The following is a 14,758-nucleotide window of genomic DNA, read 5'->3' as shown; positions in this document are numbered from 1 at the left end:
ATGCTAGGATCCGGACAACGTCAAGGCGGTCGATCAAGAGGGTAAGCACATGCGGTATTCCGCCGGTCACAAGCTGGAAACCCGAGAAAAACTGCTGAACAGCAGTGCACTGTCAGCCAAGCGTTCGGGCTTTTCCACAGTCGGTGTCGATGGTTTGATGAAGGCGATCGGCCTGAGTGGCGCGGCGTTTTATAGCCACTTCTCGTCGAAAAACGAGCTGTTCACCGCTATCGTCGAGCGCGAACTGTGTCAGAGCCTGGAGCGGCTGGGGGGGAAGGGGGCGCAGGACCGTGAGCGGCTGGAACGCTGTCTCAAGCAGTACCTGAGCATGGCTCACGTGGAGCAGCCTGAATCGGGCTGTGCCTTGCCGACGCTGGGCGCGGAAATTGCCCGTTCAGATGATCAGGTTCGCGAGCAGGCAGAGTTGTGGATTTGTCGGCTGCAAGCCAGTTGGGCGCAGATTCTGGAAAGCGACAGCCTGGCCTGGGCGATTCTGTCGCAATGCGTCGGAGCGCTGGTGGTGGCGCGGATGCTGGTGACGCCGGAGATTCAACAGACGGTATTGCAGTCCAGTCATGAGGAAATCGGGCGTCAACTGGCTGCTCGGAAAGGCGGGCAGCCTGAATGATTCACTTGCAGATGACGATCATGCTGCGGCTGGTATAGCCAGCCGGATTGAGACCGAACGGGTAATCGCCTGGCTCTTCCACGGCGTCCCCGGATTTGGCGATGACCTTGTAGCCTTTGGGGGCGCAGGAATTGGCGGCGCTGGTGTAGCACTTGTCCCAAGAGGACGACAGCCCGGAACAGTTGATGTGCAGCCCTTTTTTACCGTGCTTCACCTGGGTCTTGGAGGTCGCTGCGCACCCCGCTACTGCCAATACAGCGATCAGTATCAAAATTCGTTTCATTACCGTCCTTATGGTAGCCACGAGTCTGGCGCTCGGGTCTGCCTGTATTCGCCTGCGCTTTAAGCGGTTTGATATCCCTGTCCGAAAAATCCATGTCTGGCACTGAGTCAAGGGGGCTAAACATGGCCTAAATGAACGCCAATTGCCAGACCTTCGTCAAATCCTGTCTCAATCCGCCGCAACGGCGGGCTTGGCAGTGCTGCCCATGGTCATGGTTGCCCCGACGGAGGCCAGAATAATGCAGAGGATCGCCATCCATTGTGACAGCGTGAGGTACTCCTGCAGAAACAGGAGGCCCGACAATGCGCCGAAGGCCGGTTCGATGCTCATCAAGGTACCGAAGGTGCGGGCAGGCATGCGGGTGAGGGCGACCATCTCAAGGGTATAGGGCAAAGCCGTCGAGAGGATGGCGACGCCGATGGCGATCGGGATCAGCGACGGGGTCAGCAACGCGGTGCCGGCATGCACGATGCCGATCGGCGCGACAAACAGTGCGGCGATCATCACGCCCAGAGCCGCAGTCGTCACGCCGTTGTCTGCACCGGCTTTTTGGCCGAACAGAATATACAACGCCCAGCACACGCCGGCGCCCAGGGCATAACCGGCGCCGACCAGATCAATTCCCGCGGATGTTGCTCCCGTCGGGATCAACAACAGCAGGCCGACGGCCGCCAAGGCAATCCAGAGAAAATCGATAGCGCGGCGAGAGGCGTAAATGGCGACGGCCAGCGGACCCGTGAACTCAAGCGCGACTGCAATGCCAAGCGGTACGGTGCGCAATGACATATAGAAGAGGAAGTTCATCCCGCCCAGCGCCATTCCGTAAACGATCACTGTCCGCAGCGACTGAGCTGTCAGCCTTGCGCGCCATGGGCGCAGCAATAACAGCATGATTACGCTGGCGAAGACCAGGCGCAGAGTGGTCGTCCCTTGAGCGCCGACTACCGGGAACATGCTTTTGGCTAAAGAGGCGCCAGACTGGATGGATGCCATGGCTATTAATAAGAGGCCAACCGGGAACAGCGTTGAGGCCAGAGAGCGAGGTTGGTCAGTCATTGCGAGGCATCGTCCAAAGGTAAGAGCAGAGTATTGTTTTAGGTGTTGGGCAATATACTGCGCATTCGGAGGCATTGCGTCTATATATAGCTGGCTTTTTCGGTGTCTCGACAGAAAACTGAAATTAACGGTTGACTGCAGATTCTGGAGGTCTATAATTCGCCCCACTTCCGGCGCAGTCGAAACGGAAAACTCCTTGAGATTCAACGAGTTAAGCAGTTTTCGACGGCGGATCGCTTCAGTTCATCGAAGCCTGGAAGGAGTTGAAGGGGCGGTGATGTTTGGCTCTTTTGACGGTTCGGTCTTCTCGGTCGAAAGCGGTGAAAAAGAGGTGTTGACAGCAGCGTGTAACGCTGTAGAATTCGCCTCCCGCTAACGAGAGATCGGAAGCGCAAGTGGTTGAAGTTGTTGAAGAATTCTTCGAAAGCTTCTGAAAATAATCACTTGACAGCAAATGAGGCTGCTGTAGAATGCGCGCCTCGGTTGAGACGAAAGATCTTAACCAACCGCTCTTTAACAACTGAATCAAGCAATTCGTGTGGGTGCTTGTGGAGTCAGGCTGATAGTCAACAAGATTATCAGCATCACAAGTTACTCCGCGAGAAATCAAAGATGTAACCAACGATTGCTGAGCCAAGTTTAGGGTTTCTTAAAAACCCAAAGATGTTTGAACTGAAGAGTTTGATCATGGCTCAGATTGAACGCTGGCGGCAGGCCTAACACATGCAAGTCGAGCGGATGAGAGGAGCTTGCTCCTGGATTCAGCGGCGGACGGGTGAGTAATGCCTAGGAATCTGCCTGGTAGTGGGGGACAACGTTTCGAAAGGAACGCTAATACCGCATACGTCCTACGGGAGAAAGCAGGGGACCTTCGGGCCTTGCGCTATCAGATGAGCCTAGGTCGGATTAGCTAGTTGGTGAGGTAATGGCTCACCAAGGCGACGATCCGTAACTGGTCTGAGAGGATGATCAGTCACACTGGAACTGAGACACGGTCCAGACTCCTACGGGAGGCAGCAGTGGGGAATATTGGACAATGGGCGAAAGCCTGATCCAGCCATGCCGCGTGTGCGAAGAAGGTCTTCGGATTGTAAAGCACTTTAAGTTGGGAGGAAGGGTTGTAGATTAATACTCTGCAATTTTGACGTTACCGACAGAATAAGCACCGGCTAACTCTGTGCCAGCAGCCGCGGTAATACAGAGGGTGCAAGCGTTAATCGGAATTACTGGGCGTAAAGCGCGCGTAGGTGGTTTGTTAAGTTGGATGTGAAATCCCCGGGCTCAACCTGGGAACTGCATCCAAAACTGGCAAGCTAGAGTATGGTAGAGGGTGGTGGAATTTCCTGTGTAGCGGTGAAATGCGTAGATATAGGAAGGAACACCAGTGGCGAAGGCGACCACCTGGACTGATACTGACACTGAGGTGCGAAAGCGTGGGGAGCAAACAGGATTAGATACCCTGGTAGTCCACGCCGTAAACGATGTCAACTAGCCGTTGGGAGCCTTGAGCTCTTAGTGGCGCAGCTAACGCATTAAGTTGACCGCCTGGGGAGTACGGCCGCAAGGTTAAAACTCAAATGAATTGACGGGGGCCCGCACAAGCGGTGGAGCATGTGGTTTAATTCGAAGCAACGCGAAGAACCTTACCAGGCCTTGACATCCAATGAACTTTCCAGAGATGGATTGGTGCCTTCGGGAACATTGAGACAGGTGCTGCATGGCTGTCGTCAGCTCGTGTCGTGAGATGTTGGGTTAAGTCCCGTAACGAGCGCAACCCTTGTCCTTAGTTACCAGCACGTTATGGTGGGCACTCTAAGGAGACTGCCGGTGACAAACCGGAGGAAGGTGGGGATGACGTCAAGTCATCATGGCCCTTACGGCCTGGGCTACACACGTGCTACAATGGTCGGTACAGAGGGTTGCCAAGCCGCGAGGTGGAGCTAATCCCACAAAACCGATCGTAGTCCGGATCGCAGTCTGCAACTCGACTGCGTGAAGTCGGAATCGCTAGTAATCGCGAATCAGAATGTCGCGGTGAATACGTTCCCGGGCCTTGTACACACCGCCCGTCACACCATGGGAGTGGGTTGCACCAGAAGTAGCTAGTCTAACCTTCGGGAGGACGGTTACCACGGTGTGATTCATGACTGGGGTGAAGTCGTAACAAGGTAGCCGTAGGGGAACCTGCGGCTGGATCACCTCCTTAATCGACGACATCAGCTGCTCCATAAGTTCCCACACGAATTGCTTGATTCATTGAAGAAGACAAAAGCTAAGTAAAAGCTTAGAAATGAATATTTCGGCGTGAATATTGATTTCTAGTCTTTTGATTAGATCGTTCTTTAAAAATTTGGGTATGTGATAGAAAGATAGACTGAACGTTACTTTCACTGGTAACGGATCAGGCTAAGGTAAAATTTGTGAGTGACTCTTAAGAGTTTTGCGAATTTTCGGCGAATGTCGTCTTCACAGTATAACCAGATTGCTTGGGGTTATATGGTCAAGTGAAGAAGCGCATACGGTGGATGCCTTGGCAGTCAGAGGCGATGAAAGACGTGGTAGCCTGCGAAAAGCTTCGGGGAGTCGGCAAACAGACTTTGATCCGGAGATGTCTGAATGGGGGAACCCAGCCATCACAAGATGGTTATCTTGTACTGAATACATAGGTGCAAGAGGCGAACCAGGGGAACTGAAACATCTAAGTACCCTGAGGAAAAGAAATCAACCGAGATTCCCTTAGTAGTGGCGAGCGAACGGGGACTAGCCCTTAAGTGGCTTTGAGATTAGCGGAACGCTCTGGAAAGTGCGGCCATAGTGGGTGATAGCCCTGTACGCGAAAGTCTCTTAGTCATGAAATCGAGTAGGACGGAGCACGAGAAACTTTGTCTGAATATGGGGGGACCATCCTCCAAGGCTAAATACTACTGACTGACCGATAGTGAACTAGTACCGTGAGGGAAAGGCGAAAAGAACCCCGGAGAGGGGAGTGAAATAGATCCTGAAACCGTATGCGTACAAGCAGTGGGAGCAGACTTTGTTCTGTGACTGCGTACCTTTTGTATAATGGGTCAGCGACTTATTTTCAGTGGCGAGCTTAACCGAATAGGGGAGGCGTAGCGAAAGCGAGTCTTAATAGGGCGTCTAGTCGCTGGGAATAGACCCGAAACCGGGCGATCTATCCATGGGCAGGTTGAAGGTTAGGTAACACTGACTGGAGGACCGAACCGACTACCGTTGAAAAGTTAGCGGATGACCTGTGGATCGGAGTGAAAGGCTAATCAAGCTCGGAGATAGCTGGTTCTCCTCGAAAGCTATTTAGGTAGCGCCTCATGTATCACTGTAGGGGGTAGAGCACTGTTTCGGCTAGGGGGTCATCCCGACTTACCAAACCGATGCAAACTCCGAATACCTACAAGTGCCGAGCATGGGAGACACACGGCGGGTGCTAACGTCCGTCGTGAAAAGGGAAACAACCCAGACCGTCAGCTAAGGTCCCAAAGTTATGGTTAAGTGGGAAACGATGTGGGAAGGCTTAGACAGCTAGGAGGTTGGCTTAGAAGCAGCCACCCTTTAAAGAAAGCGTAATAGCTCACTAGTCGAGTCGGCCTGCGCGGAAGATGTAACGGGGCTCAAACCATACACCGAAGCTACGGGTATCACGCAAGTGATGCGGTAGAGGAGCGTTCTGTAAGCCTGTGAAGGTGAGTTGAGAAGCTTGCTGGAGGTATCAGAAGTGCGAATGCTGACATGAGTAACGACAATGGGTGTGAAAAACACCCACGCCGAAAGACCAAGGTTTCCTGCGCAACGTTAATCGACGCAGGGTTAGTCGGTCCCTAAGGCGAGGCTGAAAAGCGTAGTCGATGGAAAACAGGTTAATATTCCTGTACTTCTGGTTATTGCGATGGAGGGACGGAGAAGGCTAGGCCAGCTTGGCGTTGGTTGTCCAAGTTTAAGGTGGTAGGCTGAGATCTTAGGTAAATCCGGGATCTTAAGGCCGAGAGCTGATGACGAGTTACCTTTCAGGTGACGAAGTGGTTGATGCCATGCTTCCAAGAAAAGCTTCTAAGCTTCAGATAACCAGGAACCGTACCCCAAACCGACACAGGTGGTTGGGTAGAGAATACCAAGGCGCTTGAGAGAACTCGGGTGAAGGAACTAGGCAAAATGGCACCGTAACTTCGGGAGAAGGTGCGCCGGTGAGGGTGAAGGACTTGCTCCGTAAGCTCATGCCGGTCGAAGATACCAGGCCGCTGCGACTGTTTATTAAAAACACAGCACTCTGCAAACACGAAAGTGGACGTATAGGGTGTGACGCCTGCCCGGTGCCGGAAGGTTAATTGATGGGGTTAGCTAACGCGAAGCTCTTGATCGAAGCCCCGGTAAACGGCGGCCGTAACTATAACGGTCCTAAGGTAGCGAAATTCCTTGTCGGGTAAGTTCCGACCTGCACGAATGGCGTAACGATGGCGGCGCTGTCTCCACCCGAGACTCAGTGAAATTGAAATCGCTGTGAAGATGCAGTGTATCCGCGGCTAGACGGAAAGACCCCGTGAACCTTTACTATAGCTTTGCACTGGACTTTGAATTTGCTTGTGTAGGATAGGTGGGAGGCTTTGAAGCGTGGACGCCAGTTCGCGTGGAGCCATCCTTGAAATACCACCCTGGCAACTTTGAGGTTCTAACTCAGGTCCGTTATCCGGATCGAGGACAGTGTATGGTGGGTAGTTTGACTGGGGCGGTCTCCTCCTAAAGAGTAACGGAGGAGTACGAAGGTGCGCTCAGACCGGTCGGAAATCGGTCGTAGAGTATAAAGGCAAAAGCGCGCTTGACTGCGAGACAGACACGTCGAGCAGGTACGAAAGTAGGTCTTAGTGATCCGGTGGTTCTGTATGGAAGGGCCATCGCTCAACGGATAAAAGGTACTCCGGGGATAACAGGCTGATACCGCCCAAGAGTTCATATCGACGGCGGTGTTTGGCACCTCGATGTCGGCTCATCACATCCTGGGGCTGAAGCCGGTCCCAAGGGTATGGCTGTTCGCCATTTAAAGTGGTACGCGAGCTGGGTTTAGAACGTCGTGAGACAGTTCGGTCCCTATCTGCCGTGGACGTTTGAGATTTGAGAGGGGCTGCTCCTAGTACGAGAGGACCGGAGTGGACGAACCTCTGGTGTTCCGGTTGTCACGCCAGTGGCATTGCCGGGTAGCTATGTTCGGGAAAGATAACCGCTGAAAGCATCTAAGCGGGAAACTTGCCTCAAGATGAGATCTCACTGGAACCTTGAGTTCCCTGAAGGGCCGTCGAAGACTACGACGTTGATAGGTTGGGTGTGTAAGCGCTGTGAGGCGTTGAGCTAACCAATACTAATTGCCCGTGAGGCTTGACCATATAACACCCAAGCAATCTGAATGCTCGAAAGAGACCAGATTGCGGTGTGTGAAGACGCAATGAACCGAAAGTTCGCGCAGCTCACAAACACCTGTATCACATACCCGATTTGCTGAAGCGAGGCCAGTTGGTCACGAGTCAGTACCCGAATTTCTTGACGACCATAGAGCGTTGGAACCACCTGATCCCATCCCGAACTCAGAAGTGAAACGATGCATCGCCGATGGTAGTGTGGGGTTTCCCCATGTGAGAGTAGGTCATCGTCAAGATTAAATTCCGAAACCCCAATTGCGAAAGCAGTTGGGGTTTTGTTTTGCCCACAGGAAAGTGCTTGGCTCGCCAAGATCAGACGATACAGGTGTTCCAACCGTCGCCAGGACTGCCATTGGAGAAAAACCTTCTGAAGTGACCACTCGGTTTTTGGTATGGTGCAGCTCGTTTTTTAACGGATTGATGTCATGCCCATGGATCGGCGCTCAAATTATGTCAAAGAGTTGCTGTAGAAATGCCTGAACCCATCCCGATCAAAGATCACGAAAAAGAGAAGCGTTTGGTCAACAAGCGGTTGATCGCCTGCGCTCTGTTTGTCTTTGCTATCAGCTGCGCGCTGGTGGTGCGCTTGTACGTCCTGCAAGTGGTTGAATTCGACTACCACTCGACCATCTCTGAAAACAACCGCGTGCACGTCTTGCCGATTCCGCCGACGAGAGGCCTGATCTACGATCGCAATGGCGTGCTGCTCGCTGATAACCGTCCTAGTTACAACCTGATCATCACCCGCGAACGCGCCACTGATGTTAATCAGGAGCTGGACGAGGTGATCAATCTGCTGCATTTGCCAGCTGAAGATCGTACGGTTTTCGATAAGGCCATGAAGCAGTCCCGTCACCCGTTCACCCCGGTGACGCTGTTCTATGGACTGACGGAGGAGCAAATCGCCGTGTTGGCGGTTAACGAGTTCCGTTTGCCGGGCCTCGATGTCGAGCCGCAGTTCGTTCGGCATTACCCGCTGGGTCCGCACTTTGCGCATTCAATCGGTTGCGTTGGCCGGATTAACGAAAAAGAATCCAAAACCCTCGACTCGGTGGAATACCGCGGCACTCAATCCATCGGTAAAACCGGCATTGAACGCTTCTACGAAGCGCAACTGCACGGTCACGTTGGCTACGAGGAAGTTGAGACCAACGCCCAAGGCCGAGTGTTGCGAGTGCTCAAACACACCGATCCGGTCCCTGGCAAAAACATCGTTCTAAGTCTCGACGTCAAACTGCAGGAAGCTGCTGAAGCCGCACTGGGCGACCGCCGTGGTTCGGTGGTGGCTCTCGATCCATCCACTGGTGAAGTGCTGGCCATGGTCAGCAATCCGAGCTTCGACCCGAACCTGTTCGTCACTGGTATCAGCTCCAAGGAATACTCGGCGCTACGCGATTCCATCGATCGGCCGCTGTTCAACCGTGTGCTACGCGGCCTGTATGCACCGGGTTCGACCATCAAACCCGAAGTGGCGATTGCCGGCCTTGATGCCGGTGTTGTGACCCCGCAGACACGAGTCTTCGACCCGGGCTATTACCAGCTCCCGGATTTCGATCACAAGTACCGCAACTGGAACCACAGCGGCGATGGCTGGGTGGACATGGATGCGGCGATCATGCGTTCCAATGACACCTACTTCTACGATCTGGCGCACAAGCTCGGCATCGATCGCCTGCACGACTACATGGCGATGTTCGGCCTCGGCGAAAAAGTCTCGCTGGACATGTTCGAAGAGTCGCCCGGTTTAATGCCATCTCAGGCCTGGAAACGCGCCACGCGCCGTCAAGCCTGGTTCCCTGGGGAAACAGTAATCCTGGGCATCGGCCAAGGCTACATGCAGGTCACGCCGCTACAACTGGCTCAGGCCACCGCACTGATCGCCAACAAGGGCGTTTGGAATCGACCGCACTTGGCGAAGACCGTCGATGGCGTTGCGCCGGTCGACGAGCATCCTATGCCGAATATCCTGCTGAAGAACCCGCGTGACTGGGATCAGGTCAACCACGGCATGCAGATGGTGATGCACGATGCCCGGGGTATCGCGCGCGCCGCAGCGGCCGGTGCGCAGTACCGCATCGCCGGCAAGAGTGGTACGGCGCAGGTGGTGGCGATCAAGCAGGGTGAGCGTTACAACCGTGAGAAAACTCTCGAACGGCATCGCGACAACGCCTTGTTTGTCGGCTTCGCTCCGGCAGAGCATCCGAAGATCGCCATCTCGGTGATGATCGAAAACGGTGAGGCCGGTGGTCGGGTTGCCGGTCCCGTGGTGCGGCAGATCATGGACGCCTGGCTACTGGACCAGGACGGCCACCTCAAGCCGCAATACGCGGCGCCGGCCAAGCCGCCGGGTGACCCGCACGTGTAGCCGGAATGCGCTTCACCGCTCCGGCTCACGTTGGCTACGCCGTGAAGCTGTCGAGACAGAGGTTTGGGTAACTGACTATTTGCAGCTGTAACCCTCGGGCATCGTGACGCTGTAGTTGCGTTGCACGCGATCCTGGAAGTCCAGATTCTGCAGGCCCTGTTCGACCAGAAAGGCTTCGACCTTAGCGGCCTGACAGTCCTCGTTATAAGACGACGCCCGCAGCAGATACACCGTGCGTTTGCTCGCCTCATCCCGGGCGGTGGCAATAAAGGTACTTAAGGTGGTATAGCCGATTCGCTCCGAAGTACCTACCGGACCATAGGTCGTATTGGGCTTACTGGTGCAGGTCAGTCGGTCATCTTTCTTCTTGGTATTTTTGCAAACGGTCGTAGTACTGGTTGGCACTTGCCCATAGTCGGTAGCGGTATAACGGTAAGACACTTGCCGGCTGCCGATATCGAGGCTGATGGTCATTTTGATCGGTGCGTGATTTCTGGGCAGGCTGGCGTCGGTATAGACCTCTTGGAAACCCCTGTCTTTCAATGCGTTGACCATGTCGCGGAGATAGTAGCGGGCACTCAGTGCGTTTTCATCAGCGCCATTCGTCGAGGTCACCAGTACGGTTGCCTTTCGGTCGAACTGATAGTCCGGATCAGGAATTGCATTGAGTGCGACGTCAAATTGTGTGGCGCAGCCGCTGAGTGACGCTGTCAGCAATAACAGCGCGCATAACAAATAACGGGACATGACAAAGCCGCCTTGAAACTAAGGATTGAATAAGCGTTAAACGATTGGGACCTGCGACAAATAACTCGCCGTCCGGGGAAAGTCTCAGTCTTTCTGGTATTCCAGCAGATCGCCCGGCTGGCAATCGAGCGCAGCGCAGAGCTTGTCCAGAGTTGCCATCTTCACGCCTTTGACTTTGCCGTTTTTGAGCAATGACAGATTGGCCTCGGTTATTCCGAGCAAGGCGGCTAACTCTTTCGAGCGAATTTTTTGCGTGGCCATGACGACGTCAAGGCGGACGATAATGGTCATTATGTTGTTCTATATGTATTGGCTTTGCTCATCGCTGAGTACTTTTGCGTCACGCATGATAATTGAAAAGATACAGAGTAATACGCCTTTGATTATCTCGTAGGCAGAAGCGGAAGACAGGCCGATCGAGAACTGGAAAATCCGATCCCCCGGCGGCAGATCTATCGACAACGCCAGACCTTGCAAGGTCTCTATTAGCGGGTAGGTTGCCGGAGAAACGATGCAGAGTACGCCCACTCGCCAGAGCACCCTGATGTTGCGGTCGGTCCATGTTTCGCCGCGCGACAAGCGCAGAAAAAACAACCCGGTCAGCCATAACGCGTAAGCCGACAGGACAACGGGCAGGAAATCCAGAAAGACGATCAGCGCAGTGACCGTTGATGACAGCCAGGTGTCAGGATCAAGCAATGCACCTTCGACAAACGGGTCAAGCAATTGCGGCGAGCCTTCTGCAAAGGCATAAAGCAGGCTTGCCAGCATTTCATCCTTCTTGAAGAACCAGATCGTCACGTTGCCACCGACCTCCGTAACCCCCAGAACCCAGACAAGAATCGCAGCCAGCAGCCCGATCCAGTGCATGCGCTGCGGCGCCAATCCGTTGATGTGAGTACTCATGAAAATTCCTGGTTGTTACAATTTGGTAGCGAATTTTCGATGAAAAATTATCTTATTACAATAATTAATTTTGATTTTGTTGCTGCTCCACCTGCTTCTGTTCCGGCTCCGCGCAATCGCTGGTAACGGTGCGGAAATCGATTCACTGGCCAGCGTGCCGAAACGGCGCCAAGCGTGGAATCAACAAACCTGGCGGCAAGACCGAAGCCACTACACAATCAAATCCCTGGCACCGGGCAACTCATGTCACCTTCCTGACACTTCAAATACTGCTTCAGCGCCTCAATCCGTGCCTTGGTCACAGCGGTCAGGCAATTGCTGTAGATCAGCGGATAAACACTCCCGCCCTCGACCCCGGATGCCGAAAACTTGCACTCGGTATCGCGAAACCCGATCCACGCTCGCTGCGCACCCACCAGCAGCTTCTTGCGGTCAGGGTTGTCCTTCAAACGGCCGATGATCTGCTGATACATCGCGTTCAACTCCTTGTCAGTCGACTTGAATTCCTGCCCGGCACACTGGTTCATGGTGGCCTGATCGCTGGCATTGGCGCAGTCGATGGCAGCGTGGGCGAGGGGGCTGAACAGAAAGGGTGTCAGGGTCAGAAGCAGGCGTGGCGACATTGGGTAATCTCACTGAGTCGGATGGAAAGTGCAGTGCAGTCTAGCGGCTATGGAGCTTCTAATCAGGGACGCGTAGCCGGGAGGCGTCGAGCAGGCGATCTGCGGTGGCTGCAATCTCCTCGCCGTCATGGAGCATTTCCAGCCAGTGGGCGGGAATCGACCGAATGCCGTAGTAGGCCCCGGCCAATTGGCCGACGATCGCGGCAGTAGTGTCGGCATCATCGCCCAGGTTGGCGGCTTGCAGAATCGCCGCAGCGAAACCGTCAGTGTGATGAAAACACCACAGCGCCGCTTCCAGCGACTCGACGCTGTAGCCGCTGCCACGGATTTCGCTCGCCGACTTTGCGAGGTAATCACCTCGGGCGATGGCTGCGACTTTTGGCTGAACGAAGGTTGTGTCTGGCAATTTGCGCAATTCTGACTTGGAGGCGCCTAGCAGTGCTTTGCTGAGCACTTCGGCAAATAATTGACAGCATTCGATGGCTTCAGGTGCAGCATGGGTGGTTCGCGAACTGTCACTGGCGAACTGGCGAATCTGCCGGGCATCAGGGAAATAAAACAGCACCACCGGCACCAGGCGCATCAGCGACCCGTTGCCGGCGGTAAACGGGTCGGTAGATCCCGCGAACGGCTGACCGGTTTGCTGATACCGCGACAGCGCCTGGCTGACCGTCATGCCGATATCGAAACAATCACCGGTTGAACTGAGATACCCCCATTGCCACCAATTCAGATAGCGTCCCATCTGGTCCGCGGCATCGAATGTGTTTTTCCTCAGCAGGCTCTCCGCCAGGCACAGCGCCATCGAGGTGTCATCCGTCCATTGCCCAGGTTTCAAGTGAAAGGGGCCGCCACCGACCATGTCCGTCAGCGGCTGGAATGAGCCTCTTGGCCTGAACTCCACCGTGGTGCCGACGGCATCGCCGCAAGCGAGGCCGAGCAGGGCGCCGCGATAACGTTCGGAGAGAGAGGGCTGCATGCTTCGTCCTTGTCTGTGTCTATCTCGCAGGAAACGGTAACAGGTTCATCGCAGGGGGGCGCTCGTTTCAATGAACGGAAATGCCGCTGAATGTTTCCTTTGGATTGGACGGGTGCAGCCCTTTGATACAACTTCAGGTTGGACATGTGGTCATACAAGCCTACTGTTCAAAACAGGAGGTGACTTATGAAACCGGTACCCAATAGTTTCGAACGAAAAATCGCGCTCAAGGCGCCACGTTCATATGTCTGGCGTGCATTGGTCGATGCCGAGGCGTTTGGCCAGTGGTTTGGTGTGGCACTGGAGGGCAGGCGGTTCATTGCCGGGGAATGGACGCAAGGGCAGGTCACCTATCCCGGTTATGAGCATGTGCTGTGGAACGTACTGGTGGAGCGGGTGGAGCCGCAGCAGCTGTTTTCGTTTCGCTGGCATCCGTACGCGGTCAATCCGAACATCGACTATTCCCAGGAGCCGACAACGCTGGTCAAGTTCGAGCTGCAGGATTACGAGAGCGGCACATTGCTCAAGGTGTCCGAGTCCGGTTTTGCGCATATCCCCGATGTGCGGCAGAAGGAGGCGTACTACATGGACAGTCGTGGCTGGGAGGAGCAATTGAGTCGACTTGAACAGTTTCTCGCCGAAAGTGCGAAGACGCGCGAGCGTGATGGTGACTGATAGCGCAGTATTTGAACCCTGGCTGCAACGCTGGGCGCTGGTACCGGATGGTGAGCCGATCATCACCCCGGGCAGCCGTTTGTTACCGGTGAATTACGGTGATGCGCCGGCCATGCTCAAGATCGCACTGGATACCGACGAGCAGTACGGCAATCGGCTGATGGTCTGGTGGGACGGTGACGGCGCCGCGCAGGTGCTGGCCCATCATGAGAACGGTCTGCTGCTGGAACGGGCGATGGGGCGGCGTTCGCTGATGCACATGGCGCTTCATGGTGAAGACGACGACGCCACCCGGATCATGTGCACGGCGCTGGCGCGCTTGCATGCGCCGCGTCCGACGCCATCACCGCCGCTGGTGGAGCTGGCACCGTGGTTCGCGTCGCTGCGAGTGGCCGCCGCCAAACATGGCGGCGCTTATGCCTTGAGCCTGCAAACGGCTGAAGCGTTGCTCGCAGACCCGCAGGATGTGGTGGTGTTGCACGGAGACATGCACCACGACAATGTCCTTGATTTCGGTAAGCGCGGCTGGCTGGCGATCGATCCAAAGCGGGTACGCGGTGAGCGTGGTTTTGACTACGCGAACCTGATCTGCAACCCGGATTTGCCGACGGCTGGTGATGCCGAGCGTTTCCGGCGGCAGGTCGACGTCATTGTCGAGGCCGCCATGCTGGATCGCCAACGGTTGCTGCAGTGGGTGCAGGCGTTCGCCGGGTTATCTGCCGCCTGGTTTATGGAGGATGACCAGCAGGAGCAGGCCATCGGACAGCTGAGCGTCGCGTACATCGCGGCCTGCATGCTCGGTGCCTGACGAGCGTAGGGGTTTTCGGAAGGGGTTCTATAGCGAATGTCTTACACGCGGTGGTAGCTTTTGCGACTATTGCCGATTGGATCCACGGCGTAATCTACACCCATCAACTGAGACACAGGGAGTGTTTCAGGATCACGGATGATCGACCATTAGCAAGGATCGCTGCCGACAGGGAGTCGATAATGGTCTTGGGAAAAACCCGCTTCGGCGGGTTTTTTTTCGCCTGTAGAAAAGTACATCACCCTGTAGGAGCTGCCGCAGGCTG

11 protein-coding genes and 3 rRNA genes are annotated in these 14,758 nt (G+C 54.9%); 7 read left to right on the top strand and 7 right to left on the bottom strand.

The features are described from left to right. Positions 1-49 precede the first annotated feature (49 nt). Positions 50-628 carry a TetR/AcrR family transcriptional regulator gene (locus GTQ41_RS18170; RefSeq protein WP_047295317.1) on the top strand — a complete coding sequence of 193 codons (579 nt, stop codon included), beginning with the start codon at positions 50-52 and terminating at the stop codon, positions 626-628. 1 nt (position 629) lies between these two features. Here the strand turns inward: GTQ41_RS18170 and GTQ41_RS18165 are convergent, their stop codons facing one another. Continuing rightward, positions 630-911, bottom strand: coding sequence for a hypothetical protein (locus GTQ41_RS18165; protein ID WP_041069802.1), 282 nt, complete (start codon positions 909-911; stop codon positions 630-632). Between the two features lie 168 nt (positions 912-1,079). After that, positions 1,080-1,967, bottom strand: coding sequence for a threonine/homoserine exporter RhtA (rhtA, locus tag GTQ41_RS18160; RefSeq protein WP_041069804.1), 888 nt, complete (start codon positions 1,965-1,967; stop codon positions 1,080-1,082). A 669-nt stretch (positions 1,968-2,636) separates the two neighbouring features. Between rhtA and GTQ41_RS18155 the strand changes: the two genes are divergently transcribed. The 4 genes from GTQ41_RS18155 (at position 2,637) to mrdA (ending at position 9,755) form a co-directional block, all read left to right on the top strand. Continuing rightward, positions 2,637-4,173, top strand: a 16S ribosomal RNA gene (locus GTQ41_RS18155). Positions 4,174-4,465: 292 nt separating this feature from the next. Next, a 23S ribosomal RNA gene (locus tag GTQ41_RS18150) occupies positions 4,466-7,357 on the top strand. Between the two features lie 153 nt (positions 7,358-7,510). Then, positions 7,511-7,626 (top strand): 5S ribosomal RNA (gene rrf / locus GTQ41_RS18145). The 16S, 23S and 5S rRNA genes sit together here, the layout of an rRNA operon. A gap of 236 nt (positions 7,627-7,862) precedes the next feature. Beyond that, positions 7,863-9,755 (top strand): penicillin-binding protein 2, encoded by a 1,893-nt coding sequence (mrdA, locus tag GTQ41_RS18140; protein WP_217325336.1) that lies wholly within the window; start codon positions 7,863-7,865, stop codon positions 9,753-9,755. A gap of 75 nt (positions 9,756-9,830) precedes the next feature. Here mrdA and GTQ41_RS18135 read toward each other — a convergent pair whose 3' ends face one another. The 5 genes from GTQ41_RS18135 to GTQ41_RS18115 form a co-directional block, all read right to left on the bottom strand. Next, positions 9,831-10,502, bottom strand: a complete 672-nt coding sequence (locus GTQ41_RS18135; RefSeq protein WP_047295308.1) for a hypothetical protein — start codon at positions 10,500-10,502, stop codon at positions 9,831-9,833. Positions 10,503-10,586: 84 nt separating this feature from the next. After that, positions 10,587-10,793, bottom strand: a complete 207-nt coding sequence (locus GTQ41_RS18130; protein WP_003226632.1) for a helix-turn-helix transcriptional regulator — start codon at positions 10,791-10,793, stop codon at positions 10,587-10,589. Positions 10,794-10,802: 9 nt separating this feature from the next. After that, positions 10,803-11,408: a DUF2975 domain-containing protein gene (locus tag GTQ41_RS18125; protein ID WP_041069052.1), complete on the bottom strand. Its 606-nt coding sequence runs from the start codon at positions 11,406-11,408 to the stop codon at positions 10,803-10,805. A 218-nt stretch (positions 11,409-11,626) separates the two neighbouring features. Beyond that, positions 11,627-12,031 carry a lysozyme inhibitor LprI family protein gene (locus GTQ41_RS18120; RefSeq protein WP_047295306.1) on the bottom strand — a complete coding sequence of 135 codons (405 nt, stop codon included), beginning with the start codon at positions 12,029-12,031 and terminating at the stop codon, positions 11,627-11,629. Positions 12,032-12,089: 58 nt separating this feature from the next. Continuing rightward, positions 12,090-13,010: an ADP-ribosylglycohydrolase family protein gene (locus GTQ41_RS18115; protein ID WP_047295304.1), complete on the bottom strand. Its 921-nt coding sequence runs from the start codon at positions 13,008-13,010 to the stop codon at positions 12,090-12,092. Positions 13,011-13,196: 186 nt separating this feature from the next. Between GTQ41_RS18115 and GTQ41_RS18110 the strand changes: the two genes are divergently transcribed. Together GTQ41_RS18110 and GTQ41_RS18105 are read left to right on the top strand one after the other, a co-directional pair. Further along, positions 13,197-13,685 carry an SRPBCC family protein gene (locus GTQ41_RS18110; protein WP_041069044.1) on the top strand — a complete coding sequence of 163 codons (489 nt, stop codon included), beginning with the start codon at positions 13,197-13,199 and terminating at the stop codon, positions 13,683-13,685. Beyond that, positions 13,678-14,493: an aminoglycoside phosphotransferase family protein gene (locus GTQ41_RS18105; protein WP_052912765.1), complete on the top strand. Its 816-nt coding sequence runs from the start codon at positions 13,678-13,680 to the stop codon at positions 14,491-14,493. Before GTQ41_RS18110 ends, GTQ41_RS18105 begins: the two co-directional genes overlap by 8 nt. Positions 14,494-14,758 lie beyond the last annotated feature (265 nt).

It is taken from the genome of Pseudomonas sp. AN-B15, from assembly GCF_019056475.1.
Classification (GTDB): domain Bacteria; phylum Pseudomonadota; class Gammaproteobacteria; order Pseudomonadales; family Pseudomonadaceae; genus Aquipseudomonas; species Aquipseudomonas parakoreensis.
This window is presented reverse-complemented; position numbering and strand designations above follow the sequence as displayed.

What these genes read in the sequence shown, in the direction of transcription:
- GTQ41_RS18115 (WP_047295304.1), bottom strand. Translation starts at nt 13,010, where the DNA reads ATGCAGCCCTCTCTCTCCGAACGTTATCGCGGCGCCCTGCTCGGCCTC.
- GTQ41_RS18110 (WP_041069044.1), top strand. Translation starts at nt 13,197, where the DNA reads ATGAAACCGGTACCCAATAGTTTCGAACGAAAAATCGCGCTCAAGGCG.
- GTQ41_RS18165 (WP_041069802.1), bottom strand. Translation starts at nt 911, where the DNA reads ATGAAACGAATTTTGATACTGATCGCTGTATTGGCAGTAGCGGGGTGC.
- GTQ41_RS18130 (WP_003226632.1), bottom strand. Translation starts at nt 10,793, where the DNA reads ATGACCATTATCGTCCGCCTTGACGTCGTCATGGCCACGCAAAAAATT.
- rhtA (WP_041069804.1), bottom strand. Translation starts at nt 1,967, where the DNA reads ATGACTGACCAACCTCGCTCTCTGGCCTCAACGCTGTTCCCGGTTGGC.
- GTQ41_RS18125 (WP_041069052.1), bottom strand. Translation starts at nt 11,408, where the DNA reads ATGAGTACTCACATCAACGGATTGGCGCCGCAGCGCATGCACTGGATC.
- GTQ41_RS18120 (WP_047295306.1), bottom strand. Translation starts at nt 12,031, where the DNA reads ATGTCGCCACGCCTGCTTCTGACCCTGACACCCTTTCTGTTCAGCCCC.
- GTQ41_RS18135 (WP_047295308.1), bottom strand. Translation starts at nt 10,502, where the DNA reads ATGTCCCGTTATTTGTTATGCGCGCTGTTATTGCTGACAGCGTCACTC.
- mrdA (WP_217325336.1), top strand. Translation starts at nt 7,863, where the DNA reads ATGCCTGAACCCATCCCGATCAAAGATCACGAAAAAGAGAAGCGTTTG.
- GTQ41_RS18170 (WP_047295317.1), top strand. Translation starts at nt 50, where the DNA reads ATGCGGTATTCCGCCGGTCACAAGCTGGAAACCCGAGAAAAACTGCTG.